This window comes from Vibrio sp. 10N.239.312.C11 (assembly GCF_041466065.1).
GTDB lineage: Bacteria > Pseudomonadota > Gammaproteobacteria > Enterobacterales > Vibrionaceae > Vibrio > Vibrio tasmaniensis_A.
Map to the genome: position 1 here is coordinate 199,823 of NZ_JBFSRZ010000001.1, position 21,185 is coordinate 221,007.

Here is a 21,185-nt window from a genome sequence, read left to right on the forward strand (position 1 = left end):
TGTTGACTCGACAACACAAAGAGAAATTATTATGTCTAAATATCAAGAAGCGAAACGCATTGTTCGTGAATACTTCGATGCAATGGAAAACGCAACTCACGAGAACGTTGCTGAAGTTTTAAAAGCACACACTTCTGAAGATTACTTGTGGCGCGGTGTTTACCCATTCCGTGAGCAAGAAGGCGCACAAGCAGCAGCTGACGTATTCTGGGCACCAATGATGAAGTCAATGACTCGCATGCAGCGTCGTCAAGACATCTTCATCGGTGGTAACAACGAAGTTAACCCAGATGAGATTTGGGTAATGAGCATGGGTCACTTCATGGGTCTATTCGACGCTGAATACCTAGGCATGCGCCCAACTGGCAAGATCATGAACGTTCGCTACGCAGAATTTAACTGTGTTGTTGATGGCAAAATCACTAAGACAGGCCTGTTCCTAGACCTACTAGGCATGATGGATCAAGCGGGTTGCTACCCACTTCCACCATCAACTGGTAAGCACTTCGTATACCCTGGCCCACGTAACCACGATGGTCTGCTATTCGAAGACGCGGCTCCAGAAGAAGGTGTTGCGACACTTGCTCTAGTAAACAAAATGGTTGATGACCTGTCTGCTCTTAACGACAGCGGCGCTATGGGTTGCCCACCAGAAGTACTAGCGAAGAGCTGGTCAAAAGACATGATTTGGTACGGCCCATGTGGTATCGGCGCGTCTTACACAATTCCTCGCTACCAACAACAGCACCAACTTCCTTTCCGTAACAACCTGAAAGACAAGAAGTTCAACGGCCACGTTTGTCGTTTCGCTGAAGGTAACTTCTCTTGTTTCTTCGGTTGGCCAAACCTATCAAACACACCAACAGGTGGCTTCCTAGGTATGACTGGCGGTGAAGTACGTGCAAACATGCAAGTAGTTGACGTTTACTACCGTGACGGTGACAAACTGTCTGAGAACTGGGTTCTTATCGACCTTCCTTACTGGCTACAACAGCAAGGTCTAGATGTGTTCGAACGCACTTCAAGCATCATGAACCCAACGCTGTAATCGATACGCTTTAATCCAAAAGATTGAAACGAAATAGTGGCAACCTAAATAGACATCTGATTTAGGTTGCCACGCTTACTGGGGGACCCTTCTCGCTCCTAGTAAGTGCTCCAACCAATTCATTATTGCTCCACTAATAACTGAATCTACTAGTGCCTCATGGATGGGGTACACCCTGCCAAACCATTACCAATATAACGGGCTTGAAAGCACGGTGGCTTTCTACGGCCTGAATAAAGAGAATTACAATGAAAAAGTCGATTCTTTCAGCAGTGATCCTGACAGCACTTACCTCAGGCTCTGCTTTTGCTGCACACACTTTTACCAATGACGCGGGCGATAGCCTTACTTTAGACGGTCGTTTTGACGTTCGTTACCAAGATAAGGGCGGCGACCACAACGGTGAGTGGAACAGCGGTAGCTCTCGTTTCGGCCTTAAAGGTCAAATGGGACTCGATAACGGCTGGACTGGCTTTGGCCATGCTGAATGGGGTTACAACTCAGGTGCTAACGGCGACAATATTTACGACCGACTTCTATACGCAGGCGTAGAGCACGACAAATACGGCAAGATCGCAGCAGGTACTATGCAATGGTCTACTTTTTATGACGTAGCATGGTACACCGACTTAGGTCGTGTCTTCGGTACTCGCGGCTCAGGTGTTTACAACCTTTCTGACTGGGGTATTGCATCTGGTACAGGTCGAGCAGAAAACTCCATTACTTACCGTAACTCGATCAACGACCAAGTAAGCTACGGCTTCACTTACCAAACAACACGTGAAGAAGTGGCACTAGCGAGTAATGCGACAGCTTCATTGAAAAACGGTGTGGGCGCGTCAATCACTTACAAACCGGTTGATGGTGTAACACTTGGTGCAGCTTACCACCAAAATGAAATTGCAGACCTAGACTCAGGTGTGGTTGGCGTAGAAAATGGCGACAACATGCGCATCATGCTATTGGGTGCGAACTACAGCAACGGTGGCTTCTACGCAGGTGCCACTTTCCATGTTGGCGAAAACTGGGAAGCAGTAAGCCAAGGCGGTACGGATGTAATGTTCGATACCCTAGGTGGTGAAATCTACACTTACTACCACTTCGACAATGGCCTACGCCCTACGTTGAACTACAACTACATGGAAGATCGTGATGACGAGACAGATGGCTATGAGCGTAACTTGCTTATCCCTGGTGTTGAATACCACTTCCAGAAGAACAAATTCCTAGTTTGGACTGAGTACCAATTCGACCTAGGTAAAGATCAGTTCGTTGGCGGTAAATTCGAAAACAGAGACGACCAATTCGCTGCAGGTATTCGTTACTACTTCTAACACCCAGTTAGTCGATTAATAAATTCTCTAAACAAAGCTCTGCTCTTAACGCAGAGCTTTTTTGGGTCATACCCAGAATAATATTCAACACTCTCTATCAACCCTTATTTTTCATCCAGTCATGGCATATTGTATTTTTGAGTACGTACCTAATTATGTTACTCTATGCACAATCAATTTGGTTCAAAAGTATGGTCTATGAACTCTCCAAAACACTCCACGGTGTCAAAGCCAACCGTCACATCTAAAGATGTCGCTAAACTTGCTGGCGTTTCTCAATCAACTGTATCTCGTGTATTTGTCCCGGGCAGTTCAGTGTCTGAAAAGACCAAGCAAAAAGTGTTCGATGCAGCAAAATCGTTGAATTATCGTCCCAATGCCTTTGCCCGCAGTCTGACGACAAATGAATCCAAATTGATTGGCTTAGTTTTCCCAGATGCCGACTACCCTATCCACATGAAAACTCTGCAGCTTATCTCTACTGAACTACAAAAACAGGGTTACTCTGCGGTATTGATTCCTTGGCAAGTTGATGGAAACGACAACCACTCGATTCCTAATATCTTCCAATACCGAGTTGATGGCGTAATTGCTGCTTCGGCGACCTTTAATAAGTCGCTTTATGAAGAGTGTGAAGAGTTCAACATCCCCATTGTTCAGTATGCTCGTGTAGTTGAAGGGACTAAGAGTAGCCATGTAATAAGTGACAACTACGCCGCTGGCCAAGTCGCCGCTCAGCATTTACATAGCGTAGGAACAAAGTCAGCGGTTTACCTGACAGGTAACGTGCCAACCTACACCAACGGCGAGCGTGAATCGGGCTTTTGCTCAGAATTCGAAGATCTAACAGGCAAGCAAGCTCGTGTTATTGAAGCTGACTATGACTACCTTGATGCTCTAGATACCATTCGGACTCTGTTTTCAGAACCCACACATCCTCAAGCGATTTTCTGTGCGACAGATAACCTCGCGATGGCAGTAATGGATGTGGCGCGCTTAGAATTTAACCTGCGTATTCCAGAAGATCTTCAAGTGATTGGTTTTGATGATATCCCACAGACTCAATGGTTGAACTACCAACTCACTACCTTCAAGCAAGATTTCAGACGCCTTGCACGTGAATCAGTGAAAATTGTCGTTAGCCAGATTCAAGAGCAAGACACAAGCTTGGTTAAGCTGATGGTGCCAGTGAAGTTCATTGAACGAAACACGACGCTAAAATAGAACCAACGTTAAGACGCTTTCAAACAAAAATCCCGCTCAGTGTGAGCGGGATTTTTTATGATATCTAACTAGTTACCTACACCACCGGTCTTCTCTGCCGGAGAATCAGGCGTTACTGGAGGCCACTCTTGGAAGGTTGCTAGATGTTGTTGGACAGCAGCTTGTGCCGGGCCAAATGCCCACATTTTTTGTCCCATCCATTTTAGGTACATGCCCGACTCTTCCGCCGCTCGCTCGTATGGGTCACGACGTAAGTTAAACAATAATGGTGCATTTAGCTCCTCTTTCGGACCACTCCAGCCATGATTTTGGACCACAAAGTGCGCCTTCCAATCACCAACACGAACCGCTTGCAGCTTGTCTCGTTCGTAGTAGTAGATCTCTTTACGGTTTGACTCGCCTTTCTCAGTCAGCATATCCACTTGGTTGTAACCATCAAGGTGCGCTTTAAAGCCATCGTGACCTTTCAGCAGTTTTTCTTTTAGATCCGTTGGACCACCAGCCGCAGCGACCAGAGTGGGTAACCAGTCCATACCATCAAAGATGCCATTGCCTACAGTACCCGCAGGGATTTTACCCGGCCAGCTAACCAGAGCAGGGGCTCTTACGCCACCTTCCCAAGTTGTGCCTTTCTCACCGTGATAAGGTGTCATGCCGCCATCAGGCCAAGTCATGATCTCTGGGCCGTTATCGGCAGTGAAAATGATGATGGTGTTGTCGGCAATACCGAGTTCTTCCATCTTCGCCATCATCTCACCGACATGATCATCAAGATCTTTCATGACCACTTCTTGAAGCCCCCAACCGTTTTGGCCGAGCATCGCTTCGTATTCAGGTGAAAGGTGCGTCCAAACGTGACCGCGTGATGGACAGTACCAAGTGAAGAAGGGCTTATCCGCCTCAACCGCCCTTTCGATGAAGTTGATCGCGTGTTTATTTACTTCGTCATCGAGTGTACGCATACGCTCGATCGACAATGCACCATCGTCTTCGATCGTTTGACCACCTTTACCGTCTGATCTTGCGTAAATCACATTACGAGGCGCAAACGCATCCAAAGAGCCATCTTTTGGCCAATCAGGATCTTCTGTGTATTCCATTGCATTCAAGTGATACAACCAACCCCAATACTCATCAAAACCGTGCATTGTCGGTAAGAATTCATCTCTATCACCAAGGTGGTTTTTACCAAACTGCCCCGTGACATAACCCATGGTTTTAAGAATCTCAGGAAGCGTTGGCGTGTCGGCACTTAAACCAACTGGGCCACCTGGCAACCCTACTGAGTGCATGCCTGTTCGAACAGGAAGTTGACCCGTTAAGAATGCAGAACGACCCGCCGTACAAGAGGGTTGTGCGTAATAATCAGTCAATAGCATGCCCTTTTCAGCAATACTATCGATGTTCGGTGTTTCGCTGCTCATCACACCATTGTGATAAGCACTCAGGTTTGAGATCCCAATATCATCCGTGAAGATAACAAAAATATTCGGTTGCTCTTGGGCTGACCATGCCGATAGCGAAAAGCTACTCAACACACTCATCACAACAAGGTGGAAAATCCTTTTCATAGAATGTCCTTATACTGTTTCAGATTGCTCTTTGTGAACCATTTTTATTCCAACCAAACCAAAGCCAAGCTCCAATAGTAGATAAACGACAAGTAGCCAGTGAGGCATGCCATCTATCACCAAGCTAATGACTCGGCCGGCAGCCAAACCCAACATGAAGACCACCAAACTGTAGAGTGCTGGCAGTCGGTATTTCTTTAGTAACGCCCCTGCTATCCAAAACAGAGCCAACGCTAAGTACAACCCCATCACAGCACGAAAGATATGAGTGACATTGATAGGGCTAGCATCAATTCCGAAAAGATAATCAAGGGAGACAACGGGGGCATAACCGTACGACAACGCAATCGGTGTTAAACCCAAAACAGCGACGAACAAAAAAACACTTTGTGGCTTCATATCCTTACTCTTTTAATTTGGCTCTTTTCAAAAAACATAGTCTACAATCAGCAATATACAAGTTGCATATGTGGGAAATGGATAGTTAAAACACACATTCACATTCGTGCTATTTCACATCGAAGATAAGGATATCAATATGGCTAAATGGCATTACCTACTCGCATCAGCATTGGCTGCCAGCTCAACCGTAAACGCTCAGGAAGCAAGCACACAAGCGGATACAAAAAAGTGGCAACATAGCTTCGAAATTTACGCGCTCGCACTCAACATCCGCGGAGACAGCACCATTGGTGATTTGTCTGCAGATGTCGATGTTGATCCTGCATTCATCATGGATCACCTTGATATGACCGCAATGGTGCGTTTAGAGGGTATCTATGACAATCAATGGGGCTATTACATTGACTACAGCTTCATGAAATTAAGTGGAAGCACACACTTTACGAGAAACATAGGTATTCCACTTACAGGCGACCTTGAAATTCGACAGGGTGTATTGGATGTAAAAGGCTTTAAGCGCTACCAGTATGACTTTGGGTCGATTGATTATCTATTTGGGCTTCGTTGGTGGGATAATGACATTGATACAAAGTTCTATCGTACAAACGGCACACGTGAGTTCGACAATTCATTAAAAGAAGATTGGGTTGATTACCAAATAGGTGTGAGATGGATAACGCAGATCAATAAGGATTGGAAGTTTCACGCAACCATTGATGCAGGGCTTGGCAGTGACACCAACTTTACCTCATCTCTGTTAACTGGCGTGCGATACCAGATAAACAGTTGGTCTGACTTAAATGTTGCCTACAAATCAACTTGGGTTGATTACGAGAACAAGGGCACCTTTGAATACGATACCGCATCGCAAGGGTTCCTGATTGGTTGGGCTGCTCATTTCTAGTCAAACAATAAGAGGTAAGCCTGATATCGTTAGGCTTACCTGACAATGTCAATCTTTCAAGAGTTAATGCCGGTTTTAACTAACGAACAAGCAAAACTACCCATCAACGACCTAGTTATTCACAGTGTTTGGAACTACGCACTCTTTCTTCATGATAGTTAAGCCGGCCTCGAGAGTTTCTGTCCAAGCTTGTTCAACGCTTTCATCGTAGTGAGGGTCGTATTTTTTAACCGTATTAAGTAACGAATTGAACCACTCGTTGAGCTCTTGCTCAGAGATATCCATTCCTAAATCTTTATGTCGCTTCCCAAGCTTTCTCACCGAGTTTCGTACGCTCGGCAGACCTGCAGAGTTATAGATAAGGATGATTGAAGCTTTAAGCATCTTGGTTTGTTGCTCTAACCCTATGTTTTCAAATCGCTCTGAAAACCTAGGGTTGTGTTCGCAGAAGTCCGCCAAAAATGTTTCTAGAAATTCTTCATCGATCCTGCAACGCTCAAAGCTTTCATAAAACAGTTCATTAGGTGTCATTTTGTTGGTTCTTCGCATTCGCCAGCGATCCTTAACAGTCCATGTCATCTAAGTATAAGCCATTATGGTATAAGTATACGCCACTATGGCATAAAGTGAGTTGCACAGATCTTGTTTCCATCAGGATCTCGCAAATAAGCCATGTACAAGCGACGCTCGTCAGAACCTCTCGCTCCGGGGCCATTTTCAATACTGGTACCGCCATTTTCGACGCCAACACGATGCCACTCATCTACAACTTCTGGGGAGGATGCAAGAAAACCCACCGTCATACCGTTGCCGTGAGTCGCAGGCTGACCATCAATCGGCTTCGTTAAACCCAACACACCCGTTTGGCTAACGTAAACACAGCGCCCTTTGGGATCAACAGAACCTTCGCTATAACCAAGCACTTTCATGATTGGGTCATAAAAAGCCTTCGCGCGTTCAATATCTTTGGTACCGAGAAAAACATGGCTGAACATAACTAACCTCTTCTTTTATTGAAAGAACCACCTAAACTAGACCTATAATTCGTGATTGTCTAGGCACGCTATTCGGCCACAACTGTTGCTTAACCCATTGAGTAAAAGCTAAAACTTAGCCCGTTGCTCCATGTCTTTCAGGAACTCAGTTAGTCTAATCAACAATGCGTTGTGCGCCCTGTCCTTGGTCATGCAGAATATCTTCAGGGTTCAACAATTGGCATTTCTGCATACTCAAACACCCGCAACCAATACAACCAGTTAGGTTTTCTTGTAGCGATTTAATCTGCGCCATCTTGCTGTCCAGTTGCCCCTGCCATTTCTTCGCAACGCGTTCCCAATCTCGCTTAGTCGCGGTATGGTTCATTGGCAGTGTTGATAACTCTTCGGTGATCTCTTCGAGCGTGAAGCCTATCGACTGCGCGACTTGTATCAACGCAATTCGTCTCAACATCGCCGACTGATACCGGCGTTGATTTCCGTTAGTACGAATCGAAGCAATCAACCCTTTGGTTTCATAAAAGCGCAGCGCTGAAGGTGCCACACCACTTCGCTCCGCCAATTGGCCTATGGTGAGATATACGATGTTTCTCATTACGAACTATCCTTGAGATCATAAATATTTAAAGCTTACTTTAACTTTATAATAATGACCAATTCTCATCTTAACTAATTAATGTCCTTAAACTTTGACTGCGGGCTCAACGAAAAGCAGTCATGAACATGGCTGCTTTGTCTAATTGAAGGTCATTCGATTTCTAAATCTGACTCATGATCGATTTCAGGCTCTCGGCCATTTCGGCATTGATGATCTCACCCGTTTCTACATTAAAGTTGTCGTAGAAACTCGGCACCGACATCGAGCCCTTCACATCAGCATCAAAATAAGGTGCCGAATTTACCGCAGACGACAACACAGAGCTTGCGCCGCCTGGGCCTGGTGATGTGGAGAGCATAACAACAGGTTTGCCTTGATACACTTTCATGTCGATTCGTGATGTCCAATCAAACACATTCTTAAAGGCTGCGGTGTATGAACCGTTGTATTCTGCAAACGAAATGACGACAGCATCTGCTTCGCCAATCTTGCTAAAAAAGCGCTGCGCGTGCTGGTGAATACCCGACGCCTTTTCTCTGTCTTCACTGTAAATCGGCATTTCAAAATCATTAAGATCAAGCACTTCAACTTGCGCGTTGTTCGCAAGGCTTGCGGTATAAGCCGCTAATTGTTGGTTAATCGATGTCTTACTGTTGGTGGCGCCAATCGCTAATACTTTCATTATTTACCCTCGAATTCGGTTAGAAACATTTCTTGAAAAATGACAAGGTGATGCTTGATGTTTTTGGATTAAGCAGGATGATAAAACCTCAAGTTAACTTTAGGTAAAGCTATATTTTCAAGAAATAGGAAATAATTTAAAAACGCTGATAAAGCAGTGGATTACAGCATGTGGAATATGGGTTTGTATTGCATGGCAAGAATAAGCACACCCAAAAGTGCAGTGGGTGTGCTTTATTGAGGTGTGATTTACTTAGATTGATTTAAAGGGCTGACGCCCGAATAAGTAACGCCTGACAACTCTGCCATTTCACGATTCCACGTCGCTAAATCGTGCGGGTTAAATTGATTCAAATGATCATGGCCGCACGCTCTCGCCATCACTTGCATTAATTCTGTCGAGGCTTCGAAGAAGTTCTTGAGTTGATTCGATGCCTTCTCGACATTCAAGCGTTGGCGTAAATCGGTTTTTTGAGTCGCGATACCTGCTGGGCAATTGTTGGTATTACACATTCTCGCCGCCACACAACCAATCGACTGCATGGCGCTGTTCGAGATAGCGACCCCATCTGCACCAAGCGCCATCGCTTTTACGAAGTCCATCGGAACACGAAGTCCGCCAGTAATGATTAAGGTGACTCTGTCACTTACACCTTGTTTATCTAGATAAGATCTGGCACGAGCAAGTGCTGGAATGGTGGGAACACTGATATGGTCTCGGAACATTTCAGGCGCAGCGCCTGTACCACCTCCGCGCCCATCCAAGATGATGTAATCAGCACTGGCATCAAGCGCGAACTGAATGTCTTCTTCGATGTGATTAGCACTCAACTTGAAGCCTATTGGGATCCCGCCCGTCACTTCTCGAACTCGGTCGGCAAAATTTTTGAAATCCTCGACGGTTTTTAGATCAACAAAGGTTGGTGGAGAAATCGCAGCCGTACCCGCTTCAATGCCACGTACCTCCGCAATCTTACCGATGTTCTTAACTCCCGGCAGATGACCGCCGGTTCCGGTTTTCGCCCCCTGCCCGCCTTTAAAGTGGAAGGCTTGAACGTTTTTGAGCTTAGCTTCATCGTAACCAAACTGAGCACTGGCTAGTTCATAAAAGTAACGTGAGTTCGCGGCTTGCTCTTCGGGTAACATACCGCCCTCTCCAGAACAGATACCTGTGCCTGCGAGTTCCGCGCCTGTCGCCAACGAGACTTTTGCTTCTTCAGACAAAGAGCCAAAACTCATATCAGACACAAACAAGGAGATGTTCAACTTGAGCGGCTTCTTCGCTTTAGGGCCAATAATCAGTTCCGTACCCACAGGCACATTTTCAAGCCGAGGTTTGGTCGCCATTTGAGCAACCATGACCTGAATATCATCCCAATGCGGCAATAGATATCTTGGTACACCCATTGAGGTCATGGGTCCATGATGCCCAACCTTAGATAAACCATCGCGCGCCAGTTGATGGATAAACTCGACCGTGGGTTCTTCTTTGGTTGCCGATGCAGCAGGAGACAAGTCTGGCGCAGCCGCTTGGATGTGAACCTCTGGGCCTTCTTGCCCCACCTGTTCCGCCGTAAACTGTTTATGAGTACCATCGCAAAAAGGTAGGTTGTTCGAATATTTACAGCGGCATAGGTAAGCGTCGCCGTTTTCTTCGGCCACAAAACTCTTCGGTTTAAAGCCGGTACCGGCATGAGAGCCGTCGCAGTACGGCTGGTTTTTCGATTTACCACAGGTACAGAAGTAATACTCCTCCCCTTCAGTTAGCTCCACTTTGATTGGCTTGGTATCCGCTATTACTGGATTCTTCATAGTTCGTTCACCTTTATCTTTTTTATCATTTGATGACTGAAGCGATGGCTTGCTCACAAGAGTAAAGTAAAGGTGAGATGCGTGACGAATTCAATAAATGAGATAGTTCGATAAGATTAATGAACCGCTCAACACATACAAAAATGGCCACCTAATCGGCAGCCATTATGTTCAAATCTTAGTCCAAGCTAAAACGAAAAAGGTTAATCAAACAATTCGATAACCAACTTATTATCTCGGATCACTAGATTCGGTTCCGATGACTTAATCAACGACTCTTGCACTTTATTGCTGTCGAGCTTGTAAACGGGAGACTGGGACAAAGCAAAACCAATCATGGAAACGGCAGGCTTAAGCAGTTTGGCAATCTCTGGCGAAAGCTGTTTATCTTTTTCTTCAAAGCGCTCTAAACGCAGTGATTTCAAATAAATCTCGCCGCTCTCTTTGTCGTATTCAGGAATCGCACTGAACTCGATATCCAAGTCCAACCCCATATTCGGCATATTGAACACCTGAACTTTTGCATTCGTGTTCGCTAAAACAGACACACGCTCGGTATCAGCTCTACCAATCTGCACCGCTAAATCATCAACAGCGACTTGCGCATACATAACGTTTTGCACACCGACTTCTTGTTCTAACATCACCGAATCTTGCAGGTAGTTCGTCATTTCTTGTTCAGTCACACTGTAGCTAACACAACCGCCGAGCATCAGCGCAGAAGCTGCTAAAATGAACTTTTTTGCTACGTTAATTATCATCAATATCAGCTCTTTATTGTTAGTGATTAGCGCGGGGTTTACTGTGTGTTCATCAGCAAACAAAAAGTAAAAACACGATATCCGTGAATATATTTACTAATAGCATGAATATCAGTAAGTAAAGCACCAGATTAACTTTCTCGCTTGAAAAAATGCCCACTTGTCAGCTAAACACCGTCAAATTTGTGTACTCGAATTAATTGAATTTTGCTTCTAAGCTTATGGGATATTTAGGGGGCTTACTGAAGGTTTCATCATGGACATCGAAACATGAAGAGTGAGCACAATGCCATCAAAAAGAGTATCACCTGAGCCAATAACTCGTTCTGTGATTTTGTTATGCAACACCGCGTGCCTGCACCATAGTCAGTGGGTTGGAGAACTGCGTCTCCATAACTGGGAAGCTCAAGTTGCAGAAACGACCGAACAGGCCATTCACTTACTCGAGACACGCAGCGAAAGCTACGCACCAATTGTGGTTTCTTGTCTAACATCATCCTCAATCGACAAACAATGTGAGCAAATATCAGCGTTAAAGGTTCTCTCTCCAAGTTTAAAAGCAATCGCTATCTGCAACCAACCACCAAGCCGCAACTTATCACTCATTAAGCAAACCTTTTGGGATTATTACCACCTGCCTATTGATACAGAATGGCTTTGTCGAAATTTAGGGCATGCGTATGGCATGGTAGACACCAAGCAAACTAAACCTAAGCCTGCCTCGTGCCATGAATGTCAATTGGTAGGGCAATCCAGAACCATCCAACAACTTAAAAAGAAGATAGCCAAGATCGCTAACAACGATTTTCCAGTACTGATTCAAGGGGAAACCGGAACAGGAAAAAGCCTATGTGCGCGTTTAATACATGAGGCCTCAGCCCGCAGTCAAAAACCTTTCATCGCTGTAAATTGTGGCGCAATTCCACAATCCTTGATTCACTCAGAGTTATTTGGCTTTGAAAAAGGCTCGTTCACGGGTGCAAACAAACGCTACGTCGGACACGTGGAAAGAGCGAATGGTGGCACGCTATTTTTGGATGAGATCGGCGACCTTGAACTGTCGCTGCAAACTTACTTACTCCACTTTCTAGAAAATAACTTGATAGAGCGACTCGGCAGTAACAACCAATTGCCCGTAGATTGCCGTGTGATTTTCGCCACCAACGTCAATATCGAACAAGCCGTTGCTGCGGGTAAATTTCGAAAGGATCTCTTTCATCGCATCAATGTACTTCCATTAGACCTAGTACCACTCAATGATCACAAAGAAGACATTGAAGATTTGGTTCGATTTGAACTGAAGCACAATTACGCATCCAAAACCAAACTGCCTAGTGACACCCTTGAGCAAATGAAACAGTACCATTGGCCGGGCAATGTTAGAGAGTTATTCAACTGCATAAAAAGGGCGATTGTTCTTTCTAATTCAAGCGCCCTCTCTACTCGTCATATGGGGATTCAATTAAAAGACGCGTCGCCCGATACTGAGAGTGACACTCGACTTTCTTCAAAAAATGTTCGTCGAGTGATTCAGCAACACCACTACAATATTTCCCAATCCGCTAAAGCGTTGTCTATTTCTCGGACAACCTTATACAAGCTGATCAAGAAACATCAGATAGTAATTTAAGTCGCCTAACTAGCTAGCTAACTAAATAACTAATAAAGCAGCCTAACGAACTAGGCTGCTTTGGAGTTCAGTTGTACTCAATTAATGAAAGTACTTATGGCTCAGGAACAGTAAATGGACAAACATCACAGGTTGCAATGTTCGATGTTTCCATAAATGCTTGTTGTAAGAACAGCGAGTCAAACGTTGCTGTCACTTGATTAGATAGCATCCCTGCAGTTCCGGTTGGTAACACATTTGGTGCATAAGTTTTACTTACTTGTGTACACACTTGACCAATCGCATCACCAAAGTTCGGTATCCACTCTCCTTCACCCGTTTTACAAGCAAACAGCTCAGGGTCGGCACTTAATGCACTACACATATTGCCAGCACCACATGTGGTCACATCGTCAAGATCATCACAAGGCAAAGCAAAGTCGAGGTAATAACTGCTGTTGACTACTTCAGTAGGTAAATCAGAACGGCTCAAAGAGTCATCCTTAGAATCCACCAGCGATTCAATGGCCAATGGGATATCACCAGTATTACATATTTCAACATCATAGGTTTTCTTAAGCACAACTTGACCGCCATCAACCTCTAAGAAACTATTACATACCTTAGAAATCTCAACCATTGGACTCAAGTCTATTGGTGGACAATTGTAGGCCACTGGCGCTTGAGCATTAACGATAAGCCCATCAAGATCCACCGCACCATCTATGACACCGACAGCACCATTATTTACAGACAAATAATTCCCCATGAATGAGAATGACTCGCCGACACTCCACACTTCATCACCGTTACCAACGACTGGAAGCGCACCTAAGATTGGTGACTCAGATAAAAAGGCCACTTCGTAATCACCATTGGTGCCTAACGAACCAGGACCGGTATTGGTTACCGTCACGGTGTAATCGATGTTAAACATGCCATCAACCGTAAAACTGGTTGTGTTACAAGTCGCTGCTATATTGATGCTACATAAACTGAATGAACCGACAACGAAGTCAGCCAAAGATGCATCAATCGAACGTGAAGCTCGTGACTCTACTAAGAAGCTACTGAAACAAGGAATGTCGCTGATACCAAACTCATCGTTCAACAACGCAGATAAATTCAGACGTCCTTCTACAAAGCTCTCTGTCGGAATAGAGGTTGTTTCCCCCGTTTTCGCAAGATACTCCCAACCTTGTACATTCGGTAGCGGTATTGCTCCAATAGAGTCATCATTTGAAATCGCACAGATCTTATCGACACCGACAGCGCCACTGCCACATCTTGCTCCCACGAAATCATTCGATTTAGGGTCACCGTCCGTTTGGAAAATTCTCGTCATGTTGTCGGTGACATCACCATTATTTAAATCCCACTGCAACACTTCTATATACGGATTACCGCCACTCGCTTGTGGGAATGAAATCAGCACGAGGATGTCTCCATTGATATGCTGCCCAACAAAGTCGCCTTTGGTTTTCCCATCCGGTAATCCAACCTGGTCTTGTAAGAACCAGAAGCCAATGTACATATCACCATTGTTCGCATATCGGTCTGCACCAAAGTAAATCAGCAAGTCACCTTCGCTTTCAAAGGCAGCGGCATACGCATTGGTAAAGTCATCTTTTGGTTGTGGTGACGCGGTACGGAACGCCCAATCTGTAATGTCGGAATCATCTTTTGATCCACCCTTCCAAAAGATTTGGTCGATACCGTTACGGTCTTTTTGGAAAAATTCTGCAATCCCAACCATGCTGTTAGGATCATTTACGTCATCCCAATCGATACCACTATTATCACTGGTCGCGTTACCATCGAGTTCCATCACATCAACAGTAGCCCACGCCAACTGGGGGCTACTAAACAACAAAAGCACACTAAGTAAATAATTTATAACCTTCATGTTCTCTCTCCATTTGTTCATACTTATGCTTTTAGGGTTTTCTGCCTGCCCAAATTAGAGAAAATCCTTTGGCAATTCGTAGGTTCGATAGAGCATATTCCAAGCCAAGTTCAACTAATTGATTTGATTGATGTTTATATATTGAAGGCACACCTTTATTGGACGCTTTGTTATCCTTTGTCCATAAACCCGAGATTTAACCAAACAATCAAGGACTTAAAAGGATGAACAAAGTGTCTACGTCAGACATTTTTTTAGCTTTGATACGAGGAGAGTGATCTTAAAAAGGTACAATCACGTAGCCATTGCTAGATTATTGAATAACAAGCGATTGAATTGACGGGTGCCGACTTAACGGGTAACTGAAGGTTCACTCGTGAAATGATAGGCGAACAGACGATGACACAACTTACGATATTTTACGATGGGACATGTCCATTGTGCGCAAAGGAGATGGCGGCACTTGCAAAGCATGATGTCGAGAATAAGATTCAAACCATCGATATCTACAGTGAAGCCTTTTCAGACTACCCTCAGATTGATGCCGACGCAGCCAACACCGTTTTGCATGCACTGGATGAGAATGGAAAACTGCTGCTAGGTTTAGACGTGACCTACCAAGCGTGGCGCTTAGTAGGAGAAGGTTGGCTATACGCCCCTTTACGTTGGGCGATATTCAAGCCAGTGGCCGACTGGTGTTATCTTCGGTTTGCCAAGAACCGATACAAAGTCTCTTTCTGGTTAACCGGAAAGTCGCGCTGCGATGGTAACAGCTGCACAAAATAGCGCTTGGTTAAGACATACCACTCGCGACTTTGTAATACACCACACCAAACAGCGCAGCAAAAACTAAAACGGTAACCGCAACTTTTAACCAAATAAACTTCATGTTTTGCCCTTTAAATTCTGTTTACTGTTTCGCGAGCCACGTTACCACAACAAAACATTCGGTTGGGTAATGATTTATAGAACTTTGTAGTCATACCAATCACAGTAAGTAAGTGGTCAAAAATAGCGCAGGGAAAAAGCTGGAGAACAAGGCGGCTTTTTTCGATAAGTAGTTATTCTACAATCAAAAAATCTAACGACGTTATCGAGATTTTTAACAAGCTAGGGTGAACAGTTATTTACTACGATTGGTATCAAACTTGATAACTAAGTGAGAACCTTTATGTCGGCAAAAGAGAGAAACCTTCCCACTCATCGAATTTCTAGATTCAGTAAGTTTGCCTCGCTGGCAACAAGGGTCGCGGGTAATGTGCTAACGGAAGGCACCAAGCAAATAGCACAAGGCAACAGGCCCAAAGCAAAAGACTTACTGCTAACGCCACAAAACATTGCTCGTCTAACCGATCAACTCGCACACCTGCGCGGTGCAGCAATGAAACTGGGGCAGATGCTATCAATGGATGCAGGCGATGTCTTAGAACCTGAACTCGCCGACATTCTTTCTCGCCTGCGCTCAGACGCAGATCCTCTGCCAACAAAGCAGCTCAACCAAGTGTTAGAAAGTTCGCTCGGGAGCCATTGGAAAGCCGAATTCCTTTCCTTCAACTTTAAACCTATCGCCAGCGCATCTATAGGCCAGGTTCACCAAGCCTATAGCGATGCGGGAGACAAACTCGCCGTCAAAGTCCAATACCCTGGCATTCGAAAAAGCATCGACAGTGATGTGGACAACGTTGGTACATTGCTCAATATTGTTGGGTTGATACCAAAGTCAGTCGATTACAAAGGCTTGTTAGAAGAAGCGAAGAAACAGCTCCATGATGAAGCGGACTATGCTCGAGAGGCCGACTATGCGACTCGTTACTATCATGCGCTTAAAGAGCACTCTCACTTCGTCGTGCCTAAGATTCATACGCAAATCTCATCAGAATCGGTGCTCGCCATGGACTTCATTGAGGGCATCTCGATAGAGCAAATTGAAGGTTATGATCAAAGCACCCGTGATTTTGTGATGCACAGCTTGCTCGAACTCATGTTCAGGGAATTGTTCGATTTTAAAATGGTGCAGACCGACCCTAACTTCGCCAACTACCTTTACGTTGAAAACACGCGCCAGATTGGGCTATTAGATTTTGGGGCAACCCGAGAATACAGCGACCGCTTCAGTGATGGCTATCGTTTGGCCTTTACTTCTGTTGTTAATAAAGACGAATCAGGGCTCAATCAAGCACTCGAACAGATTGGATTCTTTAGCGAAGTCATACTGCCCGATCAGCGCCAAGCGATTCTCAACTTAGTGAAAATGGCCTGTGAACCTATGTTAGTCGACGAAGACTACGATTTTAAAGCCAGCGGACTCGCTCAACGACTTCGTGAAGCTGGTACCATCTTGAGCATGGAACAAGAGTATTGGCATACGCCACCAGCAGACGCTCTATTCCTCCACCGAAAGATTGGAGGCATGTACCTGCTGGCATCTCGCCTTGGAGCCAAGGTAAACATCAGGCGCTTGGTGGCGCCCTATTTGCTAAGCGACAATTGACACTTAAACGATAGCTGATACTTAAGCGATTCTGGTCTTTAAAGTGATCATTTCAAGTCGCTGAACAGTAATACAGTTATGCCAATTAAAATGAGTCAGACTTATGAAACATTCACTGCTGTGCTCCACCACCCTAATCGCGAGCCTAACAAGTTCATTCGCTTTTTCAGCAAGCTGCCCAGAGATACTCAAAGGCAAACAAAGACTGTTAAATTCAAACGAAGAAATTGAGCTGTGTGAAGAGTTTCAAGGTAAGACTTTATTGATCGTAAATACGGCAAGCCAATGCGGTTTCACGCCTCAGTTCGAGCAACTTGAGCAGCTTCACCAAACGTATAAAGATCAAGGATTCACGGTTGTTGGTTTCCCAAGCAATGATTTTCGCCAAGACAGAGGAAGCGAGAAGCAATCCGCCAAAATCTGCTACCTAGATTATGGCGTCACCTTTCCGATGATGGCGCGCGCTTCACTCTCTGGGCCAGACGCAAACCCTGTGTTTGCAGAAATACAGCAGCAAGCAGGTGTGACGCCCAAATGGAACTTCTACAAATTCCTAATCAGCAAAGAAGGCAAAGTGGTCGCCACCTTCCCTAGCTCAACATCTCCAGTGAGTGCAACACTCAAAAACGCGATTGAGCAACAGTTATGAGGGCGAATTACATGGAGACAACTCAAACACGCAACACCATGGCCAAGCTGGGTTATATGGGTTTAATCCCCTTTTTGTTCGGCCTACTGTTATCACTCACCGACAGCCAATTCTTTAGCTTGAGCGGCGAAACATTCTTCATCACCTACAGCGTGGTTATCTTGAGCTTTTTGTCGGGCATTTTGTGGGGTAATGGGATAGAGAACTTCGAAAGCCAATCCAGCAACAAGGCTCTGATTCTAAGCAATGTTATTGTGTTGGCAGCCTGGCTAGCGGTGCTACTCGGTGAGCAGCAAGAGTTCCTCACCACTCTGATTCTGATCATTGGCTATATTGCGGTTTGGCGAGCGGAAAGGTCGATGAGAGAAGAAAATCAAAGCGAAGGCCCGGATGGCTATTTTGATATGCGAACCCGACTGACCTCTAGTGTCGTATTAATGCACGGTATCGTGATGTTGACCTAGGCGTGCATACGCCCATATTTAAACCGGCATCAAGATGCGGGCTCTAGATAGGCACTCTCTTCTTTAATGGCACCAAAACCATCGACAAATACAACTCACAAACCAGTCAATTTCTACTGACGACTCACCAATAAATTCGCACCAGACAAGGCAAGAAACACAGAACATGCTTTATTGAAGCGCTTGGCCATTTGAGGTTTTGAAAACCAATGTCGTAGATATAAGCCAAAGGCTGCATAGATAGAAATTGCGAGCATTTCTAATACAAGAAACGTACTTCCCAAAACAAAGAATTGAGTATTTACGTTCGCAGAAACATCGACAAATTGAGGAAGGAATGCAGTGAAAATGAGTATCGCTTTTGGATTGCCCGCAGCGAGTGCGAACTCTTGTTTAACAAGACCAAACCAGTTCTTATTTCGCTCGATATCCGCGACCGGGCTGGCTTGAGATCGCCATAGGTTAAACGCGATCCACAACAGATACATTGCACCAAATAATTTGATCAGGAAAAACAGCGTTTCAGAAGTATAAAGCACAACCGCTAAACCAGATGCAGCCAAAGCAATCATGCCGGAAAAAGCAAGGATTCTTCCTAGACCAGCGACAAAGGAGGCCTGAAATCCGTAACAACGAGCGTTGTTCATTGATAACAAATTGTTTGGGCCCGGTGTCATGTTGAGCGCGAAACAAGCGGGGATGAATAGCATTAACTTCCAGATTTCCATTTTTCGTCCTTGTTAAAAACTTCGTAAATATTTAATCAATGAACGAATGCAGAAAGCTCTGTATTTACCGCTTCACATGCCGCAATTTTAATTAATCATTACTCGACAATATAATGCTCTTCGTCTGGTTCAATCAAATTCTCTGCAATACCAATTTCGCCCGCGATGAAAATCGCACTCGCTATCGTTTCTAATGTTTTATTCGGCTCTCTATCCGGTACTTCGCCCACTTCAGGAACGGGCTGCGATCGCGAGATTGAATTACAAACGACACTTTCACAAACGATATTGTGTTGTTCCTGTTGAGAAACTTCAGGTGGCTTAAAATCCGGTGAATTGAAGTCGGGAGCAGTAATACCCTCATTTGAAAACTCAGAGGCGCTGTATGAGGCAGCTGAAAACAGAGAGAGGAGCAGCATCCACTTATTCATATATCTTTCCATAGTTAGTATTCACTAGATTTATAAATACTATCTAATTAAAACAATTATGAACAGTGTTTTATTGTTAATAATTCATATTTCCCTAGACGCTTATCAGAATACCCTCGCTCTGGGTGAAATCGGTTCAACTTACGTGGGAATGTTTACCTAACGTGAGCTTATCGAGCAACGCTTGTGGAACAGGAATAACAGAGTATCGAACAAAGGCGACTAACGTCACTATTGCCACAAAACTGCCTAAAACAAAGTCATGAACATCAACCAGCACCCAACCAAGAAGCTGGTCACTGGTAATCGCAAGTATGGCGATACTCACCGCAGCCATCCATTTACGATGTTCATAAGGCAAGTACTCCATCTTTTGACTCACGATATAGAGCAGTGACAGTCTCACGGCATAAGTGCCACAAAGCACCACCACAACGCCCCACACTCCATAACTCGGTGTAACAACAAAATAACCAATCGCAGCTAGAATCGCACACCCGCCTTGTATCCACATTTGCGATTGGCTTGAGTGACCGCTGAAACAACCAAGGTTGAGGTAATCTCCAGCGTTCTTAATCACACCAATCGCCAAGAGTGCTACAACAATCGTGCCTGCATATTGATAACTGCTTGGCAAAATCAATGTAATAAAACCAGGTACAGTAAGGATCATCAAACAACCCAATACAATGGCCAGATTAACACCGACTAGCGCTCTGTCCGCACAGACTTTTTTACCGCCAGATTGTTGCAGCATGGCCACCCGATTTGGAAACCACCACAGAGCATAAGGCTGCAGTAACAAGCCAAGCAGCAACGCAAACTTGCCACTGACCGCATAGATTGCAAGTTCTTCAACACCCACAAAGCTTGCCATCACCCAACGGTCTAGCCCTGTAATCATGTAAATAGAAGCACCACCAACTAAAGTAGGCAATCCAAATTTTAGGATCTTAGCGGAGTACTTGAGGCTGCCAAATGAGCCCATCTCCTGCCATTGATAACGCAGTAAACACAGCATCAACAACACACTCGAAACAGCGGAAGATATGAGTACACCATCGATACCATAGCCTGCTTCAAGCAATACAAACGTCATAACAGCTTGCACACTCGCCTTCATTACATTGAGCATGCAAAAGCGCTTAGCCATCGCATTCATTCGCATCAGTGTTAGCGGGATAGAAATCGCACCATCTAACATGGTCGGTATTAACAGAAGTAGGATCTGATAGGGTTGGAACTCGACGGGCAGCATCAATAATAACAGCGGCATACTAAGAGCAATTAAGCTTCCCCCGAGCACACAGACCAAGACACTCAGCGTGAAACAGTTCGAGACCAGTTTCCTCTTTTCTTCACCCTCAGCGACACCCACATAACGGTACATTGCCTCAACAATACCGAAACTAAATAGGATCGTCCCGATGTCAGCCAACAAGACGATGGCTTCTAAAGAACCGTATTCAGCCAACGTCATCTTATGGGTGATATAGGGGATCATCACGAGTGAGATCCCTTTCATCATCACAATGCCAATGGCGTAGTAGGCAGACTGTTTTAGTGACCCCATAGCA

Annotated in this window: 21 protein-coding genes; 9 read left to right on the plus strand and 12 right to left on the minus strand. The window is 44.9% G+C overall.

The genetic code is table 11. From position 1 onward, the window contains the following. The first annotated feature begins 31 nt into the window (after positions 1 to 31). From AB6D07_RS00885 to AB6D07_RS00895, 3 genes are all read left to right on the plus strand, one after another. Positions 32 to 1,048 carry a nuclear transport factor 2 family protein gene (locus AB6D07_RS00885; protein ID WP_017065254.1) on the plus strand — a complete coding sequence of 339 codons (1,017 nt, stop codon included), beginning with the start codon at positions 32 to 34 and terminating at the stop codon, positions 1,046 to 1,048. 248 nt (positions 1,049 to 1,296) lie between these two features. Further along, positions 1,297 to 2,382, plus strand: coding sequence for a porin (locus AB6D07_RS00890; protein WP_372091769.1), 1,086 nt, complete (start codon positions 1,297 to 1,299; stop codon positions 2,380 to 2,382). A 198-nt stretch (positions 2,383 to 2,580) separates the two neighbouring features. Continuing rightward, on the plus strand, positions 2,581 to 3,606 hold the full coding sequence (locus AB6D07_RS00895) for a LacI family DNA-binding transcriptional regulator (RefSeq protein WP_017104146.1): 1,026 nt from the start codon (positions 2,581 to 2,583) through the stop codon (positions 3,604 to 3,606). A gap of 68 nt (positions 3,607 to 3,674) precedes the next feature. Here the strand turns inward: AB6D07_RS00895 and AB6D07_RS00900 are convergent, their stop codons facing one another. Beyond that, positions 3,675 to 5,177: an arylsulfatase gene (locus tag AB6D07_RS00900; protein ID WP_017104147.1), complete on the minus strand. Its 1,503-nt coding sequence runs from the start codon at positions 5,175 to 5,177 to the stop codon at positions 3,675 to 3,677. Positions 5,178 to 5,186: 9 nt separating this feature from the next. After that, a complete protein-coding gene (locus AB6D07_RS00905) occupies positions 5,187 to 5,576 on the minus strand; it encodes a DUF4345 domain-containing protein (RefSeq protein WP_017104148.1) in 390 nt (129 codons plus the stop codon). Positions 5,577 to 5,715: 139 nt separating this feature from the next. Between AB6D07_RS00905 and AB6D07_RS00910 the strand changes: the two genes are divergently transcribed. Further along, positions 5,716 to 6,483 (plus strand): DUF481 domain-containing protein, encoded by a 768-nt coding sequence (locus tag AB6D07_RS00910; RefSeq protein WP_017104149.1) that lies wholly within the window; start codon positions 5,716 to 5,718, stop codon positions 6,481 to 6,483. A 111-nt stretch (positions 6,484 to 6,594) separates the two neighbouring features. Here AB6D07_RS00910 and AB6D07_RS00915 read toward each other — a convergent pair whose 3' ends face one another. From AB6D07_RS00915 to AB6D07_RS00940, 6 genes are all read right to left on the minus strand, one after another. Next, on the minus strand, positions 6,595 to 7,014 hold the full coding sequence (locus AB6D07_RS00915; protein ID WP_029223141.1) for a globin: 420 nt from the start codon (positions 7,012 to 7,014) through the stop codon (positions 6,595 to 6,597). A gap of 83 nt (positions 7,015 to 7,097) precedes the next feature. Next, positions 7,098 to 7,478 (minus strand): VOC family protein, encoded by a 381-nt coding sequence (locus tag AB6D07_RS00920; protein ID WP_009847216.1) that lies wholly within the window; start codon positions 7,476 to 7,478, stop codon positions 7,098 to 7,100. Positions 7,479 to 7,632: 154 nt separating this feature from the next. Beyond that, positions 7,633 to 8,073 (minus strand): redox-sensitive transcriptional activator SoxR, encoded by a 441-nt coding sequence (gene soxR, locus AB6D07_RS00925; RefSeq protein WP_009847217.1) that lies wholly within the window; start codon positions 8,071 to 8,073, stop codon positions 7,633 to 7,635. Between the two features lie 163 nt (positions 8,074 to 8,236). Further along, the gene (locus tag AB6D07_RS00930) at positions 8,237 to 8,758 is read right to left on the minus strand and encodes an NADPH-dependent FMN reductase (RefSeq protein WP_017104151.1); all 522 of its coding nucleotides are present in this window, start codon (positions 8,756 to 8,758) and stop codon (positions 8,237 to 8,239) included. A gap of 248 nt (positions 8,759 to 9,006) precedes the next feature. Beyond that, positions 9,007 to 10,569, minus strand: a complete 1,563-nt coding sequence (locus AB6D07_RS00935) for a glutamate synthase-related protein (protein WP_017104152.1) — start codon at positions 10,567 to 10,569, stop codon at positions 9,007 to 9,009. Positions 10,570 to 10,772: 203 nt separating this feature from the next. Beyond that, positions 10,773 to 11,330, minus strand: a complete 558-nt coding sequence (locus tag AB6D07_RS00940) for a DUF1439 domain-containing protein (protein ID WP_029223142.1) — start codon at positions 11,328 to 11,330, stop codon at positions 10,773 to 10,775. Positions 11,331 to 11,616: 286 nt separating this feature from the next. Here AB6D07_RS00940 and AB6D07_RS00945 point away from each other — a divergent pair, with 286 nt between their 5' ends. Next, positions 11,617 to 12,960 carry a sigma-54-dependent Fis family transcriptional regulator gene (locus AB6D07_RS00945; protein WP_017104154.1) on the plus strand — a complete coding sequence of 448 codons (1,344 nt, stop codon included), beginning with the start codon at positions 11,617 to 11,619 and terminating at the stop codon, positions 12,958 to 12,960. 94 nt (positions 12,961 to 13,054) lie between these two features. Here AB6D07_RS00945 and AB6D07_RS00950 read toward each other — a convergent pair whose 3' ends face one another. Next, a complete protein-coding gene (locus AB6D07_RS00950; RefSeq protein ID WP_017104155.1) occupies positions 13,055 to 14,845 on the minus strand; it encodes a hypothetical protein in 1,791 nt (596 codons plus the stop codon). A 399-nt stretch (positions 14,846 to 15,244) separates the two neighbouring features. Here AB6D07_RS00950 and AB6D07_RS00955 point away from each other — a divergent pair, with 399 nt between their 5' ends. From AB6D07_RS00955 to AB6D07_RS00970, 4 genes are all read left to right on the plus strand, one after another. Further along, complete coding sequence (locus AB6D07_RS00955; protein WP_017104156.1) at positions 15,245 to 15,631, plus strand: thiol-disulfide oxidoreductase DCC family protein; 387 nt, start codon at positions 15,245 to 15,247, stop codon at positions 15,629 to 15,631. 385 nt (positions 15,632 to 16,016) lie between these two features. Further along, positions 16,017 to 17,336 (plus strand): AarF/ABC1/UbiB kinase family protein, encoded by a 1,320-nt coding sequence (locus AB6D07_RS00960; RefSeq protein ID WP_017104157.1) that lies wholly within the window; start codon positions 16,017 to 16,019, stop codon positions 17,334 to 17,336. A 103-nt stretch (positions 17,337 to 17,439) separates the two neighbouring features. Further along, positions 17,440 to 17,985, plus strand: coding sequence for a glutathione peroxidase (locus AB6D07_RS00965; RefSeq protein WP_017104158.1), 546 nt, complete (start codon positions 17,440 to 17,442; stop codon positions 17,983 to 17,985). After that, positions 17,982 to 18,449, plus strand: a complete 468-nt coding sequence (locus tag AB6D07_RS00970) for a DUF3429 domain-containing protein (RefSeq protein ID WP_372091775.1) — start codon at positions 17,982 to 17,984, stop codon at positions 18,447 to 18,449. Before AB6D07_RS00965 ends, AB6D07_RS00970 begins: the two co-directional genes overlap by 4 nt. A 113-nt stretch (positions 18,450 to 18,562) precedes the next feature. Here AB6D07_RS00970 and AB6D07_RS00975 read toward each other — a convergent pair whose 3' ends face one another. From AB6D07_RS00975 to AB6D07_RS00985, 3 genes are all read right to left on the minus strand, one after another. Beyond that, the gene (locus AB6D07_RS00975) at positions 18,563 to 19,177 is read right to left on the minus strand and encodes a LysE family translocator (RefSeq protein WP_017104159.1); all 615 of its coding nucleotides are present in this window, start codon (positions 19,175 to 19,177) and stop codon (positions 18,563 to 18,565) included. A 98-nt stretch (positions 19,178 to 19,275) separates the two neighbouring features. Then, complete coding sequence (locus AB6D07_RS00980; protein WP_029223143.1) at positions 19,276 to 19,608, minus strand: hypothetical protein; 333 nt, start codon at positions 19,606 to 19,608, stop codon at positions 19,276 to 19,278. Positions 19,609 to 19,744: 136 nt separating this feature from the next. Further along, a complete protein-coding gene (locus AB6D07_RS00985) occupies positions 19,745 to 21,181 on the minus strand; it encodes a lipopolysaccharide biosynthesis protein (RefSeq protein ID WP_029223144.1) in 1,437 nt (478 codons plus the stop codon). Between the last annotated feature and the right edge of the window lie 4 nt (positions 21,182 to 21,185).

Bases quoted from the DNA above. Each gene is read 5' to 3' on its own strand.
- AB6D07_RS00885 (WP_017065254.1), top strand. From the start codon at position 32: ATGTCTAAATATCAAGAAGCGAAACGCATTGTTCGTGAATACTTCGAT.
- AB6D07_RS00890 (WP_372091769.1), top strand. From the start codon at position 1,297: ATGAAAAAGTCGATTCTTTCAGCAGTGATCCTGACAGCACTTACCTCA.
- AB6D07_RS00895 (WP_017104146.1), top strand. From the start codon at position 2,581: ATGAACTCTCCAAAACACTCCACGGTGTCAAAGCCAACCGTCACATCT.
- AB6D07_RS00900 (WP_017104147.1), bottom strand. From the start codon at position 5,177: ATGAAAAGGATTTTCCACCTTGTTGTGATGAGTGTGTTGAGTAGCTTT.
- AB6D07_RS00905 (WP_017104148.1), bottom strand. From the start codon at position 5,576: ATGAAGCCACAAAGTGTTTTTTTGTTCGTCGCTGTTTTGGGTTTAACA.
- AB6D07_RS00910 (WP_017104149.1), top strand. From the start codon at position 5,716: ATGGCTAAATGGCATTACCTACTCGCATCAGCATTGGCTGCCAGCTCA.
- AB6D07_RS00915 (WP_029223141.1), bottom strand. From the start codon at position 7,014: ATGACACCTAATGAACTGTTTTATGAAAGCTTTGAGCGTTGCAGGATC.
- AB6D07_RS00920 (WP_009847216.1), bottom strand. From the start codon at position 7,478: ATGTTCAGCCATGTTTTTCTCGGTACCAAAGATATTGAACGCGCGAAG.
- soxR (WP_009847217.1), bottom strand. From the start codon at position 8,073: ATGAGAAACATCGTATATCTCACCATAGGCCAATTGGCGGAGCGAAGT.
- AB6D07_RS00930 (WP_017104151.1), bottom strand. From the start codon at position 8,758: ATGAAAGTATTAGCGATTGGCGCCACCAACAGTAAGACATCGATTAAC.
- AB6D07_RS00935 (WP_017104152.1), bottom strand. From the start codon at position 10,569: ATGAAGAATCCAGTAATAGCGGATACCAAGCCAATCAAAGTGGAGCTA.
- AB6D07_RS00940 (WP_029223142.1), bottom strand. From the start codon at position 11,330: ATGATAATTAACGTAGCAAAAAAGTTCATTTTAGCAGCTTCTGCGCTG.
- AB6D07_RS00945 (WP_017104154.1), top strand. From the start codon at position 11,617: ATGCCATCAAAAAGAGTATCACCTGAGCCAATAACTCGTTCTGTGATT.
- AB6D07_RS00950 (WP_017104155.1), bottom strand. From the start codon at position 14,845: ATGAAGGTTATAAATTATTTACTTAGTGTGCTTTTGTTGTTTAGTAGC.
- AB6D07_RS00955 (WP_017104156.1), top strand. From the start codon at position 15,245: ATGACACAACTTACGATATTTTACGATGGGACATGTCCATTGTGCGCA.
- AB6D07_RS00960 (WP_017104157.1), top strand. From the start codon at position 16,017: ATGTCGGCAAAAGAGAGAAACCTTCCCACTCATCGAATTTCTAGATTC.
- AB6D07_RS00965 (WP_017104158.1), top strand. From the start codon at position 17,440: ATGAAACATTCACTGCTGTGCTCCACCACCCTAATCGCGAGCCTAACA.
- AB6D07_RS00970 (WP_372091775.1), top strand. From the start codon at position 17,982: ATGAGGGCGAATTACATGGAGACAACTCAAACACGCAACACCATGGCC.
- AB6D07_RS00975 (WP_017104159.1), bottom strand. From the start codon at position 19,177: ATGGAAATCTGGAAGTTAATGCTATTCATCCCCGCTTGTTTCGCGCTC.
- AB6D07_RS00980 (WP_029223143.1), bottom strand. From the start codon at position 19,608: ATGAATAAGTGGATGCTGCTCCTCTCTCTGTTTTCAGCTGCCTCATAC.
- AB6D07_RS00985 (WP_029223144.1), bottom strand. From the start codon at position 21,181: ATGGGGTCACTAAAACAGTCTGCCTACTACGCCATTGGCATTGTGATG.